This is a genomic window from Cytobacillus sp. FSL R5-0377 (genome assembly GCF_038004385.1).
In the GTDB taxonomy this organism is placed as follows: domain Bacteria; phylum Bacillota; class Bacilli; order Bacillales; family Cytobacillaceae; genus Cytobacillus.
In genome coordinates this window covers 1274638-1291778 of the sequence record NZ_JBBORA010000001.1, presented here as the reverse complement: position 1 = coordinate 1291778, position 17141 = coordinate 1274638, and the positions used below count along the sequence as shown (strand labels likewise).

Sequence of the window (17141 nt, the reverse complement as noted above, 5' to 3'; positions counted from 1 at the left end):
AGGGATGAAAGGATGAAAAGATTAAAACAGATTCTGCTTCTTGCAGCCACTGGCGGCCAGCTGCTCGGGATTGCCATGCTATTTATTAATATAAAGGCTGCAATTATGTTTTATATTTTATATGCATTATTGATCATTGCGTTATTCATTGTGCTAATAGCTGAGAGAAAAAAAGAAAAAGAGGAGGAAGAAAAAAATGATTATAGTGACTACTGATACCGTATACGGGAAAGAGATTAAAGAAATTAAAGGTTTTGTAAGGGGCAGTACAGTCCAGACAAAGCATATCGGTAAAGACATTCTGGCAGGATTGAAAACAATTGTAGGCGGAGAAATTGGAGAATATACTGAAATGATGGATGAAGCTAGACAGAAGGCAATTGGCAGAATGGTTGAAGATGCGAAAGCAAAAGGGGCTAACGCAATCATAGGAATGCGGCTTCAAACCTCAGCTGTTATGCAGAATGCCGCAGAAATTATAGCCTATGGGACTGCAGTCATAATTGAAGAATAAGAGGAGAAGAGCCAGCTGACGTAGATTAGCTGGTTTTTTTATGATCGGCGCTAACCTGGTGCCGCAGCATTTGACAGAAAGAGAAGGATCCGGAAGTGAGTCCCAACTTGGTGATATTTCGGACAGAAAAAGAAGAAATCCGGGAGTCAGAGTCCGAACACGGTACTCTCTAATTAAAAATGGAAAAAACCGGCCTATATCCGTTTCTTTAGGTTTCCCAATGCTCTATGTAGGGAAAGGAGTGTTGATGAATATTTGGCAGAAAATACTTAAAAAGAAACTGGAGGATTTTTTGGGATATTAAAAGCAATTTCCGCTGAAATCCTTTACAATAAAGTGAACCTTCTTAATTAACTATACTAAGAAAATGATACTAGAATGTGGATTGGAGTATATATGCTATATTACCGTACGTATGTGAAAGATGAATCCCTGCCATGGGTTACCTTTGTTCATGGTGCAGGGGGCAGCTCTGCAATTTGGTATAAACAAATGAGAGAATACAAAAAGCATTTCAATGTTCTGCTGGTAGATCTGCGGGGGCATGGTCAATCCGGAAGGGGCACCTGGGAAGAAGGTGATCATTTCTCTGAAGTATCTCAGGAAATAGTTGAGGTACTCGATCATCTAGATATCGCAGAATCTCACTTTGTCGGAATTTCGCTGGGGACTATCGTAATTCAGACGATCGCACAGGTTCATCCCGATAGAGTAGCTTCGATGATATTGGGCGGAGCCATTACTGAGCTGAACCGGCGCACAAGGTTTTTGATAGCCATTGCGAACCTGACTAAGTATATGCTTCCATATATGCTGCTTTATAAGCTTTTTGCCTGGATTATCATGCCAAAAAGACACCATCTTGAATCAAGACATGCCTTTGTAAGACAGGCAGCAAAAATGTGCCAAAAAGAATTCATCAATTGGCTGAGATTAACAAAATCAGTTAACCCGTACCTCGGAAAAATACAATCAAGCATTTCTCACATTCCAACCCTTTTCATCATGGGGCAGGAAGACCACTTGTTTATTAAGTCTGTAAAGAGCATTGCCCAAAAAGCAAAAACAGCTACAGTTAAAGTCATTAAAGGGGCAGGCCATGTATGCAATATTGATAAGCCTGATACCTTTAACCGGATAACCATTGACTTTATTAACAGGCAAAAAAGAAGATTGGCATCATAGAGGATCCTGATGGATCCTTTTTTTGGAGATGACAGAAAATTTTTAAAAGTAGGCAAAAGACTGATTGACTTTTACTGTAAGCGGTGATAATCTTACCAATATGGAAAAAAATGAAAAGGAGGGCTACAAAATGATCTTAATTCATCATCATCAAACAACAGCACATAAATTAATAACTGTAACCTCTCCTTTAAAACATATTAAACTCTAAACAGGATTTGCCTGCACTTTAAAGGAGCACAGGTTACATTAGGTAACGTGGGCTCTTTTGTCTCTAAAGACATATCGCATGCCGCGGTATGTCTTTTTTTCGTCCAATAATACAATAACCAACAGGAAATACAGGCACTGCCTGTTTCCATAAATGTAAGTTTTAATAGAGGCTGTTTTCGCAGCCAAATAAACAAGGAGGAACTTTTATGAATGCTGTAAGAATGAAAAGAAAAACAATTTTGCCGGAGGATCTGGATGGAGGCTAGTTATGAATTTGCTGCTGGTTTATGTATGAAAGCTCTCTTTAAACTTGAGCTTCATACCGGAAAGGGGAGAGATCGTTGTTTTCGATTTTAGGTAAATTAAGCTGGTTTTTTAAAGAAAACTGGAAAAGGTATACAAGTGCCATTACACTGCTGATCCTTGTAGGAATTCTTGATGTCATGCCTCCAAGGCTTGTCGGAATGGCGATTGATGACATCCATTTGGGTCAAATGAGCAGTGCTAAAATAGTGGAATACCTTGGAGTATTGGCAAGCATTACAATTGTATCCTATGCAATAACCTATATCTGGATGTATCAGCTCTTCGGAGGGGCATTCCTAGTTGAAAGAAAGCTGCGTTCACAGTTTATGGGCCACCTATTAAAAATGACTCCAACATTTTTTGAGAAAAACCGGACCGGTGATTTAATGGCCAGGGCAACAAATGATTTAAAAGCGATTTCGGTAACAGCCGGTTTTGGAATATTAACCCTCGTGGATTCCAGCGTTTTTATGCTGACAATATTGTTTACCATGGGATTTCTGGTTAGCTGGAAACTAACCTTTGCAGCAATATTGCCGCTGCCTATCATGGCTTATCTGATAAAAGTTTACGGGAAAAAGATTCATACACGGTTTATGAGTGCCCAGGATGCTTTCGGAGAACTAAATGACCGGGTACTTGAATCCGTTTCGGGAGTTCGGGTGGTGCGCGCTTATGTTCAGGAAAGAGCTGATCAGCAGCGTTTCCATGAACTCACTGAAGATGTTTACAGCAAAAATATTGAAGTGGCGAAAATTGATTCTCTTTTTGAACCGACGATAAAGGTGATTGTGGGCTTAAGCTATCTGATAGGACTTGGATATGGCGCTTACCTTGTTTTCCACCAAACCATCACTCTGGGCCAGCTTGTGTCTTTTAATGTGTACTTGGGCATGCTGATTTGGCCAATGTTTGCTATAGGAGAATTAATTAATATTATGCAAAGGGGAAATGCATCCCTTGACCGGGTGCAGGAAACTTTGTCAGCTAAGCAGGATATTGAGAATCCTGAAACCCCTTCTATGGTTGCAGTCCCTGCCAATGTTACCTTCGAGGATGTACATTTCCAGTATCCTTCCTCAAAAACGGCTAATCTCACAGGGATTAAGCTGCATATTGAACGCGGGGAAACACTCGGTATTGTAGGAAAAACAGGCAGCGGTAAGACCACTTTTATCAAGCAGCTATTAAGAGAATATCCGTCAGGGTCAGGGAAGCTTGCCATTGCAGGCGTTCCGATTGAAGAACAGGAGCTTGAAAGGACGAGGGGATGGATTGGTTATGTTCCTCAGGATCATGTTCTTTTCTCAAGGACTGTACGGGAAAACATCCTTTTTGGAAAAGAGGAAGCAACTGAAGAGGAAATGCAAAAAGCGATTGATTTGGCAGCTTTTCGAAAAGATCTTGAACTTCTGCCGGAAGGGCTTGGAACAATGGTCGGTGAAAAAGGAGTGGCCTTATCAGGAGGTCAAAAACAGCGGATTTCGATTGCTCGTGCACTTGTGAAGGATCCGGAAATTCTGATTCTTGATGACTCTCTTTCAGCCGTTGATGCTAAAACAGAGAAGAAAATTATTGAAAATATCCGGACTGAACGCAAAGGAAAAACAACAATCATTACGACACACAGGATGTCCGCAGTCCAGCATGCCGATCATATTATTGTCCTTGATGAAGGCAGGATAGCAGAAGAAGGCACTCATGAGGACTTGATGGCTATGGATGGATGGTACAAGGAACAATTTTTGAGGCAGCAGACTCAAACAACTGCTGAAGAGGAGGTGCTTTCGTGACTACAGGAAAGCGGTTATTCCAGTATGCACTTCATTATAAGAAAATAATTATTGCTGCCCTGCTGATGCTAACAGTAGCAGTAGCAGCAGATCTGGCAGGGCCTTTTATCGCAAAGAAGATGATTGATGACCATATCCTTGGCATAGAATCTGTCTGGTATCAGACAGAAGACAGAGAAGATGCCGTGGAGTATGATGGCCAGTTTTACAAAAAGGAGCAAAACCTAGATCAGGATGAGCGGAAAATAGATCAGGCCCGCATCCTGCAGGCTGGAAGCCAATTCATCTTTATCAGCGGTGACATTGCTTTTGATGGAGAGCGAACGTTCAAAGAGGATAAACTCTTTATTGAAAAAGGCGGCCAGACTGAAACATATGCAGGGAAGGCATTGTCTGTTGAAGAATTGATGCTATTTTATTCACCTGAGATTCCTAAAATTATTCAGCTTTTGGCTTTTTACTTTGGATTGCTGGTTGTCGCTGCATTTTTTCAGTACGGCCAGAGATTTTTTCTGCAAAAGTCAGCAAACAGGATTATCCAGCAAATGAGAAAGGATGTCTTCGGACAGATACAAAGGCTGCCAATTAGTTATTTTGATAATCTTCCGGCAGGCAAGGTGGTTGCCCGTATAACGAATGATACAGAAGCCATCCGTGAGCTTTATGTGACAGTATTGGCAACCTTTTTTACAAGTGCCATATATATTTCAGGTATTTATATCGCATTGTTTATTTTAAATGCCAAGCTTGCTGCGATATGTCTAATCCTGCTTCCGATTTTATATGTTTGGGCGATTGTGTATCGGAAGTATGCATCAAAATATAATCACGTGATCCGTTCAAGGGTGAGTGATATCAATGGAATAGTTAACGAATCGATACAGGGTATGAACATTATCCAGGCGTTTGGCCGCGAAAAAGATACACAGAAGGATTTTGAAAAGCTGAATACAGAGCATTTTACCTTCCAAAATAAACTCTTGAGCCTGAATTCACTTACATCGCATAATTTAGTGGGCGTGCTGAGGAATGTGGTTTTTGTAGCATTTATCTGGTACTTTGGAGGAGAATCGCTTAATGCTTCAGCTGTCATTTCACTTGGGATGTTATATGCGTTTGTAGACTATATTAACCGCCTGTTTCAGCCTGTGCAGGGCATTGTTAACCAATTGGCCAATCTTGAACAGGCATTGGTTGCCGGTGAACGAGTCTTCAGACTGCTTGATGAGGAAGGCATTGATATCAGTGATAATAAAATACCCCGCTATAAAGGGAATGTTACATTTGATCATGTGCACTTCGGCTACAAGGAGAAGGAATATGTGCTGAAGGATCTTAATTTTGAAGCAAAGCACGGTGAGACAGTTGCACTCGTAGGCCATACTGGCTCAGGGAAGAGTTCAATCATGAACCTGCTTTTCCGCTTTTATGATTGTCAGGAAGGCAAAATAATGATCGATGGAATGGATATTAAACAGATTCCAAGGCAGGAGCTTAGAAAGCATATGGGCATCGTCCTTCAGGATCCTTTTTTGTTCACAGGAACCATTGCTTCAAATGTCAGTCTTGATGACCCGGAAATATCAAGGGAGAAAGTGGAAAAGGCCCTGAAGGATGTCGGAGCAGATAAGATATTTCAGCATCTTGAAAAAGGCTTCGATGAGCCGGTTATCGAGAAGGGAAGTACGCTCTCCAGCGGGCAGAGACAGCTTATTTCATTTGCACGTGCCCTTGCTTTTGATCCTGCCATCCTTATACTGGATGAAGCAACATCAAGCATAGACACTGAGACAGAATTAATTATCCAGGAAGCGATGGACGTGCTCAAAAAAGGAAGAACCACCTTTATCATCGCCCATCGGCTTTCGACAATCCGCAATGCTGATCAAATCCTCGTTCTGGATAGAGGCAGAATCGTTGAAAAAGGAAACCATGAAGAGTTAATGGAGCGTAAGGGAAAATACTATCAGATGTATCAGCTCCAGCAGGGATCAACACTTGCAGGATAGGGGGAAGCGCCGGAGGGCGCTTTCTTTTATAATTAACACGCGGAAACACCGGTTATCGCGAATATCTTTTCCAAGCGACTTGTTCAAAAAGTATTCACATTCCCGACACAGAAAAGTGCCGAACAAGGAATTTCTGTTCAGTGAATTCATGATACTTTGATATTATCATGAATATCTGGAGGAGATTATATGGAGGAATTTTCTATTACATTGGTGATTGCAAGCATTATGGTCCTTGGCTATTTTATTGGGTACACAATAGTAAAAGCATAGCTGCCGGCTGACTACCCAGGCAGTTTTTTATACTGATTTTTATCATTAAATTTTGAAAATAAGGGAAAAGAATAAAAAGGAATCATAAAATTATATAAGGAGGTATGAAATTGGCTGATTTTAGGATTGAAAAAGATACACTCGGCGAAGTGAAGGTGCCTGCTGATAAATATTGGGGAGCCCAGACACAGCGGAGCAAGGACAATTTTAAAATTGGCATTGAAAAGATGCCGATGGAAGTAATTTATGCATTTGCCAAAGTAAAACGTTCTGCTGCAGTTGTCAACAACAGACTTGGGAAGCTTTCCCATGACAAAATGGAGGCTATCACAAGAGCCTGTGATGAAGTTCTTAACCATAAGTTTGACAGCCACTTTCCTCTGGCTGTATGGCAGACAGGAAGCGGCACACAATCAAATATGAATGTAAACGAGGTTGTCGCCAGAAGGGCGAATGAATGGCTGGAAGAGAAGGGGATTCGGGATACTAAAGTTCATCCCAATGATGATGTGAATATGTCTCAAAGCTCAAATGATACATTTCCGACTGCTATGCATATTGCGGCTTATACAGAGGCGGAGGAAAAACTGCTGCCATCATTAAAGGAAATGATAAAGACAGTTAAATCGAAAGAGGAAGCCTTTAAAACAATCGTTAAAATCGGCAGGACTCATCTGCAGGATGCAACCCCTCTTACATTGGGACAGGAAATCAGCGGCTGGCGTGCCATGCTTGAAAAAAATGAAAAAATGCTGATTGGCGCAAAGCAGTATCTGCTGGACTTAGCTATTGGCGGTACTGCAGTCGGAACGGGCATTAATGCAGATAAGTCATTTGGAACTGAAATGGCAAACGAAATATCCAGACTTACGGGCTATCCATTCCGTTCATCTGAAAATAAATTTCAGGCCCTGACCAGCCACAATGAAATTGTCCATTTTCATGGTACATTGAAGGGGCTTGCAGCGGATCTAATGAAGATAGCCAACGACATCCGCTGGCTTGCGAGCGGGCCGCGCAGCGGAATTGGAGAATTATCGATTCCTGCAAATGAACCAGGCAGCTCCATCATGCCAGGCAAAGTAAATCCGACACAAAGTGAAGCTCTTACGATGGTAGTTTGCCAGGTTTTTGGAAATGATGCCTCAATCGGATTCGCGGCAAGTCAGGGGAATTTTGAATTGAATGTGTTTAAGCCTGTTATTATTTATAATCTTCTTCAAAGCATCAGGATTCTTGCAGATGGAATGGCCTCTTTTAATGAGAAATGCATGATGGGACTGGAGGCTAACAAAGAAGTGATTAATGGCCATGTTGAGAGATCATTAATGCTTGTAACAGCGCTCAATCCGCATATTGGCTATGAAAAAGCGGCGGAAATTGCCAAACTCGCATTCAGAGAGAATTCGACCTTGAAAGAAGCAGCCTTAAAAACAGGCTATATTACAGAAGAACAATATGAGAAATGGGTTGTGCCTGAAAAGATGGTCTAAATAATAAGCAGTTTGAGGCAAAATAACAACTTATATAAAATGGCCCCCCTTTCAAGAAGGAGGGCCATAGCCATATTTATTCAATTGTTATCTTGCTATATTAGAAAGAACCGCCGCCAAGCTGTTGCTCAGCCATTTGTACAAGGCGTTTTGTAATTTCTCCCCCAACAGATCCATTAGCGCGGGAAGTTGTTTCTGCACCAAGGTTTACACCAAATTCAGTAGCGATTTCGTACTTCATTTGATCAAGTGCTTGAGCTACTCCTGGTACTAGTAATTGGTTTGAGGAATTGCTTCTGCTAGATGATTGGTTGTTCATGTGATTTCCTCCTCGAAATATAAGTGTATTGGTTTTTGGTTGGGTTAGCTGGAATTGCACCAGCGCAAGGATATGATCCTGCTCCACTGCCTGGCGTAACCCATCGTTTTTTAGTGCTGGTGCTTGATGACGCTGTGTTTACTCTCTATTATGTTTGATTTATAAAAGTTTATTCTTTCAGAAAATCGGGAATTTTTTCCTGAAAAAAACTTGTGATTAAGAGTTTTACATAACGAAGGTTAAACAGACAAATCATAATAAATATCAGTAAGGAAAACGAAAGTGAGAGGATTGGAATGGCTATTTGCCCAGTCTGCAACGGCTTTGAGAATATCGAAGCAGCCTGCAGCTCCTGCGGAAGCAAGATGGAGGACAGTGGAAGAGTAATGGACTTTTACGATGATTATAGTGCGTATATGCCAATTGACCAGATGAAAATGGAGGATGGCTATCCCCGGGATTACCAGCAGGAAGAGTGTCCGCATTTGCTGAAGTGTCCATCATGCGGCCATGATTCTGTAAAGTTTATCAAAGAGTAGAATGTACTCGTGGGGGCAGTAGAGCAGGACAGCATAAAATAACCCCGTCAGTTTTTGACGGGGCATTCAATGTTATTCTTTATCAGAACGAATTCTTCTTTCATGGTCTGCATCAAAGAAGTGCGCTTTGTTCATATCGAAAGCGAGTTCAAGGTTTTGGCCCGGCTGAATATCTGTGCGGGAATCGACGCGTGCAACGAAATCCTGGCCTTCGATGCTTGAGTAAATCATTGTTTCAGCACCAGTCAGTTCGGAAACGTCAATGCGGGTATTGATTTTTGAACCTGCAGATGCATCAATAAATACCGGTTCATCGTGAATATCTTCCGGTCGAATGCCGAGGATAATATTTTTTCCTGTATATCCCTGTTCACGAAGAACCTTCATTTTACCTTCCGGGACAGCTATCTGAGTTTTGCCAATGATAAATTTGCCCTCTTCAAGCTTTCCGTTAAAGAAGTTCATCGCGGGTGAACCGATAAATCCGCCTACAAATACGTTTTCAGGCTTTTCGTAAACCTCTTTTGGTGCACCAACCTGCTGAATTACTCCATCCTTCATAACAACCAGGCGGGTAGCCATTGTCATGGCCTCTGTCTGGTCATGTGTAACATAGATAGTTGTGGTCTGAAGACGCTGGTGCAGTTTGGCGATCTCTGCACGCATTTGAACACGAAGCTTTGCATCAAGGTTTGATAAAGGCTCATCCATCAGAAAGACCTTTGCATCTCGGACAATCGCACGGCCCAATGCTACACGCTGGCGCTGTCCGCCTGACAATGCTTTTGGCTTGCGGTCAAGATAAGGCTCAAGCCCAAGAATTTTTGCTGCCTCTTTTACACGGCGGTCGATTTCATCTTTTGGAAACTTACGAAGTTTAAGGCCGAAAGCCATATTATCATACACGGACATATGCGGATAAAGTGCATAGTTCTGGAAAACCATTGCAATATCACGATCTTTCGGAGGGACATCGTTGACACGCTTCTCGTCGATATAGAAGTCGCCTTTTGAAATTTCCTCAAGACCTGCAATCATACGAAGGGTTGTGGATTTACCGCAGCCGGAAGGACCGACAAAAACAATAAATTCCTTATCTTTAATATGAAGGTTAAAATCTTCTACAGCTGTTACTTTATTATCATAAATTTTATAAATATTATCGAGTTTTAATTCTGCCATCAGGGTAACCTCCCAATAATCTTATTCTTAATTATAGTTTAATGGATATGAGGGTTTTCCCATATGGCCAAACTGCACAAAAAAACTGAAAGCGTTTTTATGCAATGTGCTCAAATTATGTTTTCTCAATCAGCAGACAGGCTAAATAAACAGTCAGCGCGCTGTTAAAATCCTTCAATTGAATGCCGGTTTTCTCTGTGAACTTATCCAGCCTGTATTGCAGAGTATTACGGTGGATATACAATTTTTTCGCAGTTAATGAAACGTTGGAGCCGTTCTGTAAAAAGACTTTTATGGTGTGAAGGAGTTCAGCGTCATCTGCCAGTAAAGAAAGGCGGGAAAGCAGGCTCTTTTTTAAAGATGCATCCAGGTTCCCGGTGACAAGAGAGGGAAAAAGCTTCTCAAAATTCAGCACTCTTTCAGCCGGAAGCAAAGAGAGTGCTTGCTCGAATAGAAGCTGTTCATCCTTAAAAAGATTGTGCAAATGTGTTCCCGCCATATTCGGAATGCCAATATAAAAGGCTGTTTTCACAAAAAAGTCACTTTCCAATGCATTGGAAACAGCAAGGAATTCTTCTTCAGATAGAGAGTCGTTACTTTCCTCAATGATGACCCCTGTGGCTTCCCCGTTCCATAAAATCGTTATGTCCTTTTCAAAAAAGCCTCTAAATGCAGCTTCCATATCTTCTCGTATCCATTCGCCCTCAGAGATTTTAAATTGAACCAGCCTGTACGGAACATCTTTCGCGAATGACGGCTGTTCTCCATTTGAATATAAGTATTGAAACCAGGCTTGGGCAGCAGGGGCATGGTGAATGGAGCAGTCATGGAATTCAAACAAAGTTCTCAAGACCATCAGACTATCTTCAGTTACCTCTTGAGCTGAGATGCCAAGCCATTGGCCTGACTCTTCATGATGAAACCAATACTTATCAGATTTAAAGCTAAAATCAGGTTTTTTAAATCGAAGTTGAGATCCCGGATACCGGTCATGTAATTTGTTTAACATATCATTACCCTTAGTTTGATAAATTTTTGTGTTTCTTATATTATAGCAGTTATAATTTAATTGAAAAAATGAACTTAATCTGCTTCTATAAAGGGAAATGAGAGTGTGAGGGGTGAGACTCATGGAATATACACCTGAAATGAAAAACCGCTTAAAAAGGCTGGAAGGCCAGGTGCGGGGTGTAATCCGAATGATGGAAGAAGAGAAACACTGCAAGGATGTTGTTACACAATTATCTGCTGTCCGTTCTGCAGTTGACCGTGCAATGGGATATATTGTAGCTAAAAACCTGGAGGCATGCATTCGGGAAGCAGATAATGAAGGTAAAAATGCAGAGGATGCAATCCAGGAAGCGGTTAATATGATTGTGAAAAGCAGATGACCTGAAAAGCGGAGCTCCAGCAGCTGGACAGATCTTTCCTATAAAAGATGATAAGAGGCACCTGAATTCAGGTGCCTCTTAATTTTACTCTGCCTCAGATGGAGGTTCTTCCTTTTGGAGTTCCCTTGATTGTTCGATATTAACATCATCTCCGCGGCCATGGACGGAGCCTCCAGAAAGACCCTCGTTAATGATTCTGTCTATATCCATATAAGCTTTGTCCCTGCCTTCGTAATGGACGTCGTCTGAAACTTTGCGTTCTTTATCCATGTGTTAATCGCTCCTTTAAAAGAAAATATCCCGGCGGGATTATTTTTCCAAAAAGGTATTATCGGCATGCATGGATCTTCTAACTTTTTTATTATTCATATACATGAAATAACATCAATTCATGAATCTGGGATTTCAGGTCCTCCTCCTGGCCAGCAGGTTCTCCGGATGTCCATTCAATTTTCCCGTCAGGATGATAGATGCCGGTAATCTTTTGCTTTTTGAAGTAAAAAGAAAATGTCCAACCAGGCAATTGTTTGTTTTCATATAAAGGTTTGAATTGGAAATGTGTCAGCATTAGGATTCCTCCAGATGTCGTAGTATCCCGTTTAATGTTACTGAAAAGGGGAATGGAACAGATGTAGAAACATTTTAACATTAAAAGGAGGCAAAAGGATGAAAAGAAACAACAAATTTATGATGTCAGCCATGGCCCTTGGAGCAGCTTATTTAATGAGAAACCCGGAGACACGCCAAAAGCTTAAAGACCAGTTTAAATCTTTCGCCGGAAGTGCCTCAAAAAAAGATAGGGAAAAGACAGCGAAAAGCCCCGTAACGACATATTAGGACCACCCGTTAAGAATCGCATAAAAATAGCCGTGCACGCTGACGCTGTACGGCTATTTTTTATTAGTATGCTGGAACCCTGATAATGAGAAAAATAATCGGGTCAATTCTTCTATTCTTTTTTCTTCTATCCCCGCTTCATCAAAGCTCATCGGCTTTGAATTAATTTCATAAATCACATAGGTGCCCTGGTCAGTTAATCCTGCATCAATTGAGTATTCCCCATAAAACCCCTTCGTCCTCTCCAGAAGTTTTCCTGCCTCCGCTGCTGCAGTATTTATAAAAGCATCATGCTCTTTTGTACGGATCCATTCATATGGAATCATTATCCCGCCATTCGGTATGTGCGTTGTAATGTCCTGTTCCTGAGATTGCCTAATGCCAATCCCTGTAACCGAATAGCTGCCTTCACTGAAATGGGCTAAGATTCTAAAATCATACCGCTTGCCGTCTAATTTGGCAGGGCTGATTGCTTTCTGTGCTAAATAGGGTTTGTTCGTCAGGTGAGAGTTCCGCAGGTTCCAGAATTGTTCAAAATCATCGTAACTGAATGAATCGCGCATACCGTTCAAGGAGATGCCTTTTTTCAGCTGGCTTAATTGGTATATCCCTTTCCCCTTGGACCCATTTGCAGGCTTTAAGTAGATATTATGATATCTGCCGATAAAATCCTTTAGTGTCTTTGGCCCAGTGACACGAATAGTTTCCGGAATATATTCCTTTAATGGCGGATGGTCTCTTAATAGCTGGTAAACCTCAAATTTATCCAGAAAGCCCGGGTTGAAAAATGGAATGTCATGCTCTTTAAAAAAACGGCATGCTTTTTGAAAGGTTTCTGCCTTTTCTATTTTTCGGAAGGGCACCCTGTTGTAGACAAGATGAGGAAGAGGACAACAGGCTTCAATCCACCTATCATTCAAAGGGTTATATATATATCCGTTCACTGAATTCTCCTTCAAACCCTCTGGAGTAAATACATAGGAAAGCCCGCATTTTTGCAGGATGCTTTTCTGAAGGGCCTTAAATAAAGGACCATTGCCGGCAATAGACTGTTCCTTTCCTTTTCCCGTCAGAATGCCTATCACAGGTCCTGCATTACCGTCTTGCAAGGATAAAGAAAAGGAAAGCGAATCCCGTTCCGCCTGCGGGCTAATAATGCTTAAAGGCTGGTGATTGCTTCCCAAAGTACAGCTGCTGCTGCAGAACCAGGTCCTGCTGGCCCAGTCATAATAAATTTTCATCTCACTATTTCCTGAGGCTTCATAATCGATGCTTCGGCAAGGAAAACGGCGAATGACAGTGAAAGTTTGCGGGTAAGAAAGTCGAACTCCCTGAGCTGAGGGTGTTTGAATATAGATCTGCCCGGCTTTGAGTTTGCTTCAAACAGCCAAACATGGCCATTTCGGTCCAGTCCAAAGTCAAAGCCGATTTCACCGATAATTCCTTCCATGTTCCGTTCCAGTGCCTTGCTGATCGTTAGTGCCGCCTCACTTAACTTAGCCACTGCCTCAGTTTTTTCTGCATCCGATTCAAATACTTCATCAAGGGTTTTGATCTCACCTCCGCTTTTTACATGTGTTGTAACACTGCCAGGGCCCGCTATTTTTGCAGCTGCAGCAGTTACTTTCCATTCCCCATTCTCATCTTTATTCGTATGAACCCTGAAATCAACCGCTCTCTGTTCTTGGCGGAGCAAATGAATTCCCTGCTGAACAAGCATACGGTTTAAATTTCGTCCTGCAAAAACATTGCGCATTAAATTTTCCAAAGTGTTAAATCTTCTTAGCCTATTTTCGTCCCGGACTCTATATCGGCAATAATAATACCCATCTTTTTTATCAAAAATAATTTGATGAATCCCAAGCCCCAGGCTTCCATTGATAGGTTTGAGGTAAACATGGCCATAATCAGCCAGCATCCTTTCAATTACAGAGAAGGAAGAAAAAGGGTGGGTTTCCGGCAAGTAATAACTGCTATCATCATCATTCTGCAGTCTTTCATAAACATCTAATTTATTAAAGAAACCAGGATTATACCAGGGAATTAAATAGTCTTTCTGCATACGGCCGCGTACTTCCTTAAGCTCATTCCTTCTTTCGCTTCTTCGGTTGGGAAGCCGGTCATAAACAACATTTGGAAAAGGGACTTCAAATGTTTCCCAGCCCTCCTCATGATAAAAGAGCCCGTTGATGGTTTCTTTTTCCCAGTTGATTTGCTGATCACCGAATAAAAACGGGATTGCACCAACCGTTTTTTTAACTGAAAGCAGTTTGGCAAAAAACAGGGTCCGATCCCCAACTGGCCTTAAAGGAAAGGAGGTGAATCCTGATGTGAAGATACCAACGAGCGGGCCGAGGTATAGAATCCCCTTATTGGCAAACGCATGCAGAGGTATCTTGAGATCCGGGAAATGAAGTGCTTCTGCCACATCTTTACTTATTAAGATCGAGTTTTTCTTTGTTTTTTGAAGTATGAAAGAAGCATCTGCTGAATGAGTGCCAAATGCCAATCTCGTCAAATGAGTATGAAGGTTAAGCTCATTAGGTATATAAACTGTTTTGGAGGCGGAATCGGAAATTTCAATTTGATATTGTTTTCTCATGATTCGTTCTCCTTTCCATTTCGTTAGTGGCTGCCAGGAATTTGGCATAGAGAAGGGGAGCGGTATATAACTCTTCCTTCATTTCGGGCTGACTGTTCAGGATTGTTTTCCTGCCTGGTTTTGAGTTTATATCCAGTATCCAAATAGAGCCGTTAGTTTCTACTCCAATATCAATACCCATTTCAAATAGAGGGGGGAGCTTTCGTTCAAGGACAGCAGGAAGTGTATCGGTAATATCATTAAGTTCATCGGATAGAAAGCTCTTTAAAGAAGAAGGGTATTGAGCGATCCAATCTTCAAAAGAAATATTGCTGCCGCCGGCGCTTAAATTGGAGACGATGCCTCCTTCTCTGCCTGTGCGAATTCCCCGGCCCATCTCCTTCCATGCGCCAATTCTGTTTTTTTGAAGCAATATTCTTATGTCAAAGGGCTGACCGTCATTGTTTGATAGATTCACATATGGCTGGATGAGGTATTGCCGATCTGCGGTTAATTTATTTAGCCAGCCGGCTGCCTTTTTTTCAGTTTCAAAGCTTCGTGTTACCTGGCCATTCCTTTTATCTGTTTTAACAAGTATGATTTTGCCTGTTTTCTCAATATAATAGATTCCCTGGCCCTGAGAACCGCTTGCAGGTTTTAAAATACACGGCTGATCAGGTATGAGGCTGTTTAAGAAACTGTCAGCGCCTGTAAATCTGTCAGTTTTCAGCAAGTAGGGTGAGATGTTTGAGCGGGAGAGTATTTCATATAATTCAAGCTTATTAGGCAAGCCATAGCCAAGGAATTGGATATCATTTCTTGCCTTCAGCCAATTCACGATAGATATACATTGTTTTGAATGGGAGTCATTCCCGTAAAAACAGCGGTCATACAGGATCTCCGGGACTGTGAATTCTGCCGGCTCCCATTCTCTTGAAGAGGGGTTAAAGGTATCCCCCGCAATCCTTTCTGAAATAGGATTGATATCTGAAGGCACAAACCTGAAGCAATTAATGTTATATTCATTGGCTCTTTTGGCCAATTCCATAAAGTATGGCTGTTCACTCTGTTTGTTTAAAGTCATGATTCCGAATGAAAGCATGCTGTAATCCTCCTTTTTGCATAAATGATAAAGCCGTTGCATATTCGATAAGTGCTTTGGCAGAGGGTCTGACTCTTTTTTCTTTGTCTTCGAAGTTCTTGGAGGGTTTAGAATTCACTTCGATGATCCAAAGTTTTCCATTAGTGTCCAAACCAATATCAATCCCAAGCTCTCCGATTAGGCCTTCGCATTTTTGGCTTATGATTGTTGCTGTTTCAACTGCGAGCTCCTTCAGTAAAGCCAGCTGCTGAATCGCTGTTTTCTGATCAGAATGCATGGAGAAAATTCTGAGGGGCTTCATCATTTCCCCGCCTCTTGCTATATTGGAAACAAATTGCCGCTCTGCAGAAACCCTTGCCACTGCAGAAGTGGCCCTCCAGATATCCTGATGATTTTTATGGCAGAGCACCCGGAAGTCAAGCTGCCTGGCTTTATAGGTTTGCAGAGGTATGGCCTGCTGGGCCAAATAAATTGTTTTTTTTAGGTACTGTTTGAACCATAGTATAAAGCGGTCATAATTTTTGAATGTTAGCGTATTTTCCTTGCCGTTTCCGGTCGATTGTTCTGATATGATTTCTTCACCATTAATACTCAGCCTGATAATATTCCGTCCCTGGCTGCCGTGGATAGGCTTAAGGAATATCAGTCTGTGTCTGGCCAGCATTTCCTTGATGGTTTCTTCATCTGCAATGGCTGTATCAGGCAGATAGGGATGCATATGGTCTTCAGAAAAGAGGAGGGTATGAACTTCCTTTTTTGATAAAAAACGGTCATTAAACATTGGGATGTTATATTTTAGCATGCTATTTTTAAATGTTTGAAAAGCAGAACTTGCTTCAAGTATCCGGGAGTGAACCCGATTATAAATTACACTCGGCAAAGGAACGGGGCGTTTTATCCATTTTTCCTCACGCAGGCAGTATCCCTGCAGCTTTTCCTGAATGAAGTCCCGAAAATGAAAAACATAAAAATATCCATGCAGGCCGGAAACAGCCTCGTGCAATTCTTTGCAAAAAGAATGAATGGAGCGGAAGTCAGGATCTTCGCCACTTTCATTAAAATCTGTCATCAGCCCTATAACCGGTCCAGCAGTTATAGTAAAGTCCTTTCTTGAGTAACTGGCGACAAAATTAAGATCCTCCATTGGCAAGCAGCATTCCTGAAAAAGACGGTCACAGAAGAAAATTTCATCTTTCCTGATATTTGCTCCTTCAATGGTTATTTGAATGGTGTGCTTGCCGATCCGCAGCAAATGGGGCATTTGCAAATCAATATTCCAGTAATGTACGAGAGAATGGCTAATTTGAATGCGAAATTGATCTTCCTGAAACATTTTTACCGGAACAATCGTAATAGGCAATAAAGAAACTGACATGATCATTCCTCATTTGCTTATCTTTATTT

At 41.6% G+C, this 17141-nt stretch carries 18 protein-coding genes; 9 read left to right on the top strand and 9 right to left on the bottom strand.

Going from position 1 to position 17141, the window contains the following annotated elements; translation table 11 throughout:
- The first annotated feature begins 12 nt into the window (after positions 1 to 12).
- From NSQ49_RS06440 to fumC, 6 genes are all read left to right on the top strand, one after another.
- Positions 13 to 216 carry a hypothetical protein gene (locus tag NSQ49_RS06440; RefSeq protein ID WP_159865939.1) on the top strand — a complete coding sequence of 68 codons (204 nt, stop codon included), beginning with the start codon at positions 13 to 15 and terminating at the stop codon, positions 214 to 216.
- A complete protein-coding gene (locus NSQ49_RS06435) occupies positions 197 to 514 on the top strand; it encodes a YbjQ family protein (RefSeq protein WP_159865942.1) in 318 nt (105 codons plus the stop codon). Before NSQ49_RS06440 ends, NSQ49_RS06435 begins: the two co-directional genes overlap by 20 nt.
- Before the next feature lie 396 nt (positions 515 to 910).
- On the top strand, positions 911 to 1699 hold the full coding sequence (locus NSQ49_RS06430; protein ID WP_251284058.1) for an alpha/beta fold hydrolase: 789 nt from the start codon (positions 911 to 913) through the stop codon (positions 1697 to 1699).
- A gap of 554 nt (positions 1700 to 2253) precedes the next feature.
- Positions 2254 to 4011 carry an ABC transporter ATP-binding protein gene (locus NSQ49_RS06425; RefSeq protein ID WP_251284051.1) on the top strand — a complete coding sequence of 586 codons (1758 nt, stop codon included), beginning with the start codon at positions 2254 to 2256 and terminating at the stop codon, positions 4009 to 4011.
- Positions 4008 to 6020, top strand: coding sequence for an ABC transporter ATP-binding protein (locus NSQ49_RS06420; RefSeq protein WP_251284050.1), 2013 nt, complete (start codon positions 4008 to 4010; stop codon positions 6018 to 6020). Before NSQ49_RS06425 ends, NSQ49_RS06420 begins: the two co-directional genes overlap by 4 nt.
- 383 nt (positions 6021 to 6403) lie before the next feature.
- The gene (gene fumC / locus NSQ49_RS06415; protein ID WP_251284049.1) at positions 6404 to 7786 is read left to right on the top strand and encodes a class II fumarate hydratase; all 1383 of its coding nucleotides are present in this window, start codon (positions 6404 to 6406) and stop codon (positions 7784 to 7786) included.
- 100 nt (positions 7787 to 7886) lie between these two features.
- Here the strand turns inward: fumC and NSQ49_RS06410 are convergent, their stop codons facing one another.
- Positions 7887 to 8105 carry an alpha/beta-type small acid-soluble spore protein gene (locus NSQ49_RS06410; RefSeq protein ID WP_035326833.1) on the bottom strand — a complete coding sequence of 73 codons (219 nt, stop codon included), beginning with the start codon at positions 8103 to 8105 and terminating at the stop codon, positions 7887 to 7889.
- A gap of 296 nt (positions 8106 to 8401) precedes the next feature.
- On the opposite strand from NSQ49_RS06410, the gene NSQ49_RS06405 reads away from it, so the two are divergent.
- Positions 8402 to 8644: a hypothetical protein gene (locus tag NSQ49_RS06405; RefSeq protein WP_251284048.1), complete on the top strand. Its 243-nt coding sequence runs from the start codon at positions 8402 to 8404 to the stop codon at positions 8642 to 8644.
- A 72-nt stretch (positions 8645 to 8716) separates the two neighbouring features.
- Here the strand turns inward: NSQ49_RS06405 and NSQ49_RS06400 are convergent, their stop codons facing one another.
- Both NSQ49_RS06400 and NSQ49_RS06395 read right to left on the bottom strand, forming a co-directional pair.
- Complete coding sequence (locus NSQ49_RS06400; protein WP_159865960.1) at positions 8717 to 9826, bottom strand: ABC transporter ATP-binding protein; 1110 nt, start codon at positions 9824 to 9826, stop codon at positions 8717 to 8719.
- 115 nt (positions 9827 to 9941) lie between these two features.
- The gene (locus NSQ49_RS06395) at positions 9942 to 10835 is read right to left on the bottom strand and encodes a PucR family transcriptional regulator (RefSeq protein ID WP_251284047.1); all 894 of its coding nucleotides are present in this window, start codon (positions 10833 to 10835) and stop codon (positions 9942 to 9944) included.
- Between the two features lie 121 nt (positions 10836 to 10956).
- On the opposite strand from NSQ49_RS06395, the gene NSQ49_RS06390 reads away from it, so the two are divergent.
- Positions 10957 to 11217 carry a metal-sensitive transcriptional regulator gene (locus NSQ49_RS06390; protein WP_159865966.1) on the top strand — a complete coding sequence of 87 codons (261 nt, stop codon included), beginning with the start codon at positions 10957 to 10959 and terminating at the stop codon, positions 11215 to 11217.
- An 84-nt stretch (positions 11218 to 11301) separates the two neighbouring features.
- Here NSQ49_RS06390 and NSQ49_RS06385 read toward each other — a convergent pair whose 3' ends face one another.
- Positions 11302 to 11487: a hypothetical protein gene (locus NSQ49_RS06385; protein WP_159865969.1), complete on the bottom strand. Its 186-nt coding sequence runs from the start codon at positions 11485 to 11487 to the stop codon at positions 11302 to 11304.
- 91 nt (positions 11488 to 11578) lie between these two features.
- The gene (locus NSQ49_RS06380; RefSeq protein WP_159865972.1) at positions 11579 to 11785 is read right to left on the bottom strand and encodes a YheE family protein; all 207 of its coding nucleotides are present in this window, start codon (positions 11783 to 11785) and stop codon (positions 11579 to 11581) included.
- Positions 11786 to 11883: 98 nt separating this feature from the next.
- Here NSQ49_RS06380 and NSQ49_RS06375 point away from each other — a divergent pair, with 98 nt between their 5' ends.
- Positions 11884 to 12054, top strand: a complete 171-nt coding sequence (locus NSQ49_RS06375) for a hypothetical protein (protein ID WP_201306550.1) — start codon at positions 11884 to 11886, stop codon at positions 12052 to 12054.
- A gap of 53 nt (positions 12055 to 12107) precedes the next feature.
- Here the strand turns inward: NSQ49_RS06375 and NSQ49_RS06370 are convergent, their stop codons facing one another.
- The 4 genes from NSQ49_RS06370 to NSQ49_RS06355 are packed head-to-tail and all read right to left on the bottom strand — an operon-like array spanning position 12108 to position 17112.
- Positions 12108 to 13295, bottom strand: a complete 1188-nt coding sequence (locus NSQ49_RS06370) for a YheC/YheD family endospore coat-associated protein (RefSeq protein WP_251284046.1) — start codon at positions 13293 to 13295, stop codon at positions 12108 to 12110.
- Positions 13292 to 14656 carry a YheC/YheD family endospore coat-associated protein gene (locus NSQ49_RS06365; protein WP_251284045.1) on the bottom strand — a complete coding sequence of 455 codons (1365 nt, stop codon included), beginning with the start codon at positions 14654 to 14656 and terminating at the stop codon, positions 13292 to 13294. Before NSQ49_RS06365 ends, NSQ49_RS06370 begins: the two co-directional genes overlap by 4 nt.
- On the bottom strand, positions 14634 to 15737 hold the full coding sequence (locus tag NSQ49_RS06360; protein WP_159865981.1) for a YheC/YheD family endospore coat-associated protein: 1104 nt from the start codon (positions 15735 to 15737) through the stop codon (positions 14634 to 14636). The genes NSQ49_RS06365 and NSQ49_RS06360 overlap by 23 nt, the downstream gene beginning before the upstream one ends.
- The gene (locus NSQ49_RS06355; protein WP_251284044.1) at positions 15697 to 17112 is read right to left on the bottom strand and encodes a YheC/YheD family endospore coat-associated protein; all 1416 of its coding nucleotides are present in this window, start codon (positions 17110 to 17112) and stop codon (positions 15697 to 15699) included. Before NSQ49_RS06355 ends, NSQ49_RS06360 begins: the two co-directional genes overlap by 41 nt.
- Between the last annotated feature and the right edge of the window lie 29 nt (positions 17113 to 17141).

Excerpts from the sequence above, each read along its gene's own strand:
- NSQ49_RS06440 (WP_159865939.1), top strand. The coding sequence starts at position 13 with ATGAAAAGATTAAAACAGATTCTGCTTCTTGCAGCCACTGGCGGCCAG.
- NSQ49_RS06435 (WP_159865942.1), top strand. The coding sequence starts at position 197 with ATGATTATAGTGACTACTGATACCGTATACGGGAAAGAGATTAAAGAA.
- NSQ49_RS06430 (WP_251284058.1), top strand. The coding sequence starts at position 911 with ATGCTATATTACCGTACGTATGTGAAAGATGAATCCCTGCCATGGGTT.
- NSQ49_RS06410 (WP_035326833.1), bottom strand. The coding sequence starts at position 8,105 with ATGAACAACCAATCATCTAGCAGAAGCAATTCCTCAAACCAATTACTA.
- NSQ49_RS06405 (WP_251284048.1), top strand. The coding sequence starts at position 8,402 with ATGGCTATTTGCCCAGTCTGCAACGGCTTTGAGAATATCGAAGCAGCC.
- NSQ49_RS06400 (WP_159865960.1), bottom strand. The coding sequence starts at position 9,826 with ATGGCAGAATTAAAACTCGATAATATTTATAAAATTTATGATAATAAA.
- NSQ49_RS06395 (WP_251284047.1), bottom strand. The coding sequence starts at position 10,835 with ATGTTAAACAAATTACATGACCGGTATCCGGGATCTCAACTTCGATTT.
- NSQ49_RS06390 (WP_159865966.1), top strand. The coding sequence starts at position 10,957 with ATGGAATATACACCTGAAATGAAAAACCGCTTAAAAAGGCTGGAAGGC.
- NSQ49_RS06385 (WP_159865969.1), bottom strand. The coding sequence starts at position 11,487 with ATGGATAAAGAACGCAAAGTTTCAGACGACGTCCATTACGAAGGCAGG.
- NSQ49_RS06380 (WP_159865972.1), bottom strand. The coding sequence starts at position 11,785 with ATGCTGACACATTTCCAATTCAAACCTTTATATGAAAACAAACAATTG.
- NSQ49_RS06375 (WP_201306550.1), top strand. The coding sequence starts at position 11,884 with ATGAAAAGAAACAACAAATTTATGATGTCAGCCATGGCCCTTGGAGCA.
- NSQ49_RS06370 (WP_251284046.1), bottom strand. The coding sequence starts at position 13,295 with ATGAAAATTTATTATGACTGGGCCAGCAGGACCTGGTTCTGCAGCAGC.
- NSQ49_RS06365 (WP_251284045.1), bottom strand. The coding sequence starts at position 14,656 with ATGAGAAAACAATATCAAATTGAAATTTCCGATTCCGCCTCCAAAACA.
- NSQ49_RS06360 (WP_159865981.1), bottom strand. The coding sequence starts at position 15,737 with ATGCTTTCATTCGGAATCATGACTTTAAACAAACAGAGTGAACAGCCA.
- NSQ49_RS06355 (WP_251284044.1), bottom strand. The coding sequence starts at position 17,112 with ATGTCAGTTTCTTTATTGCCTATTACGATTGTTCCGGTAAAAATGTTT.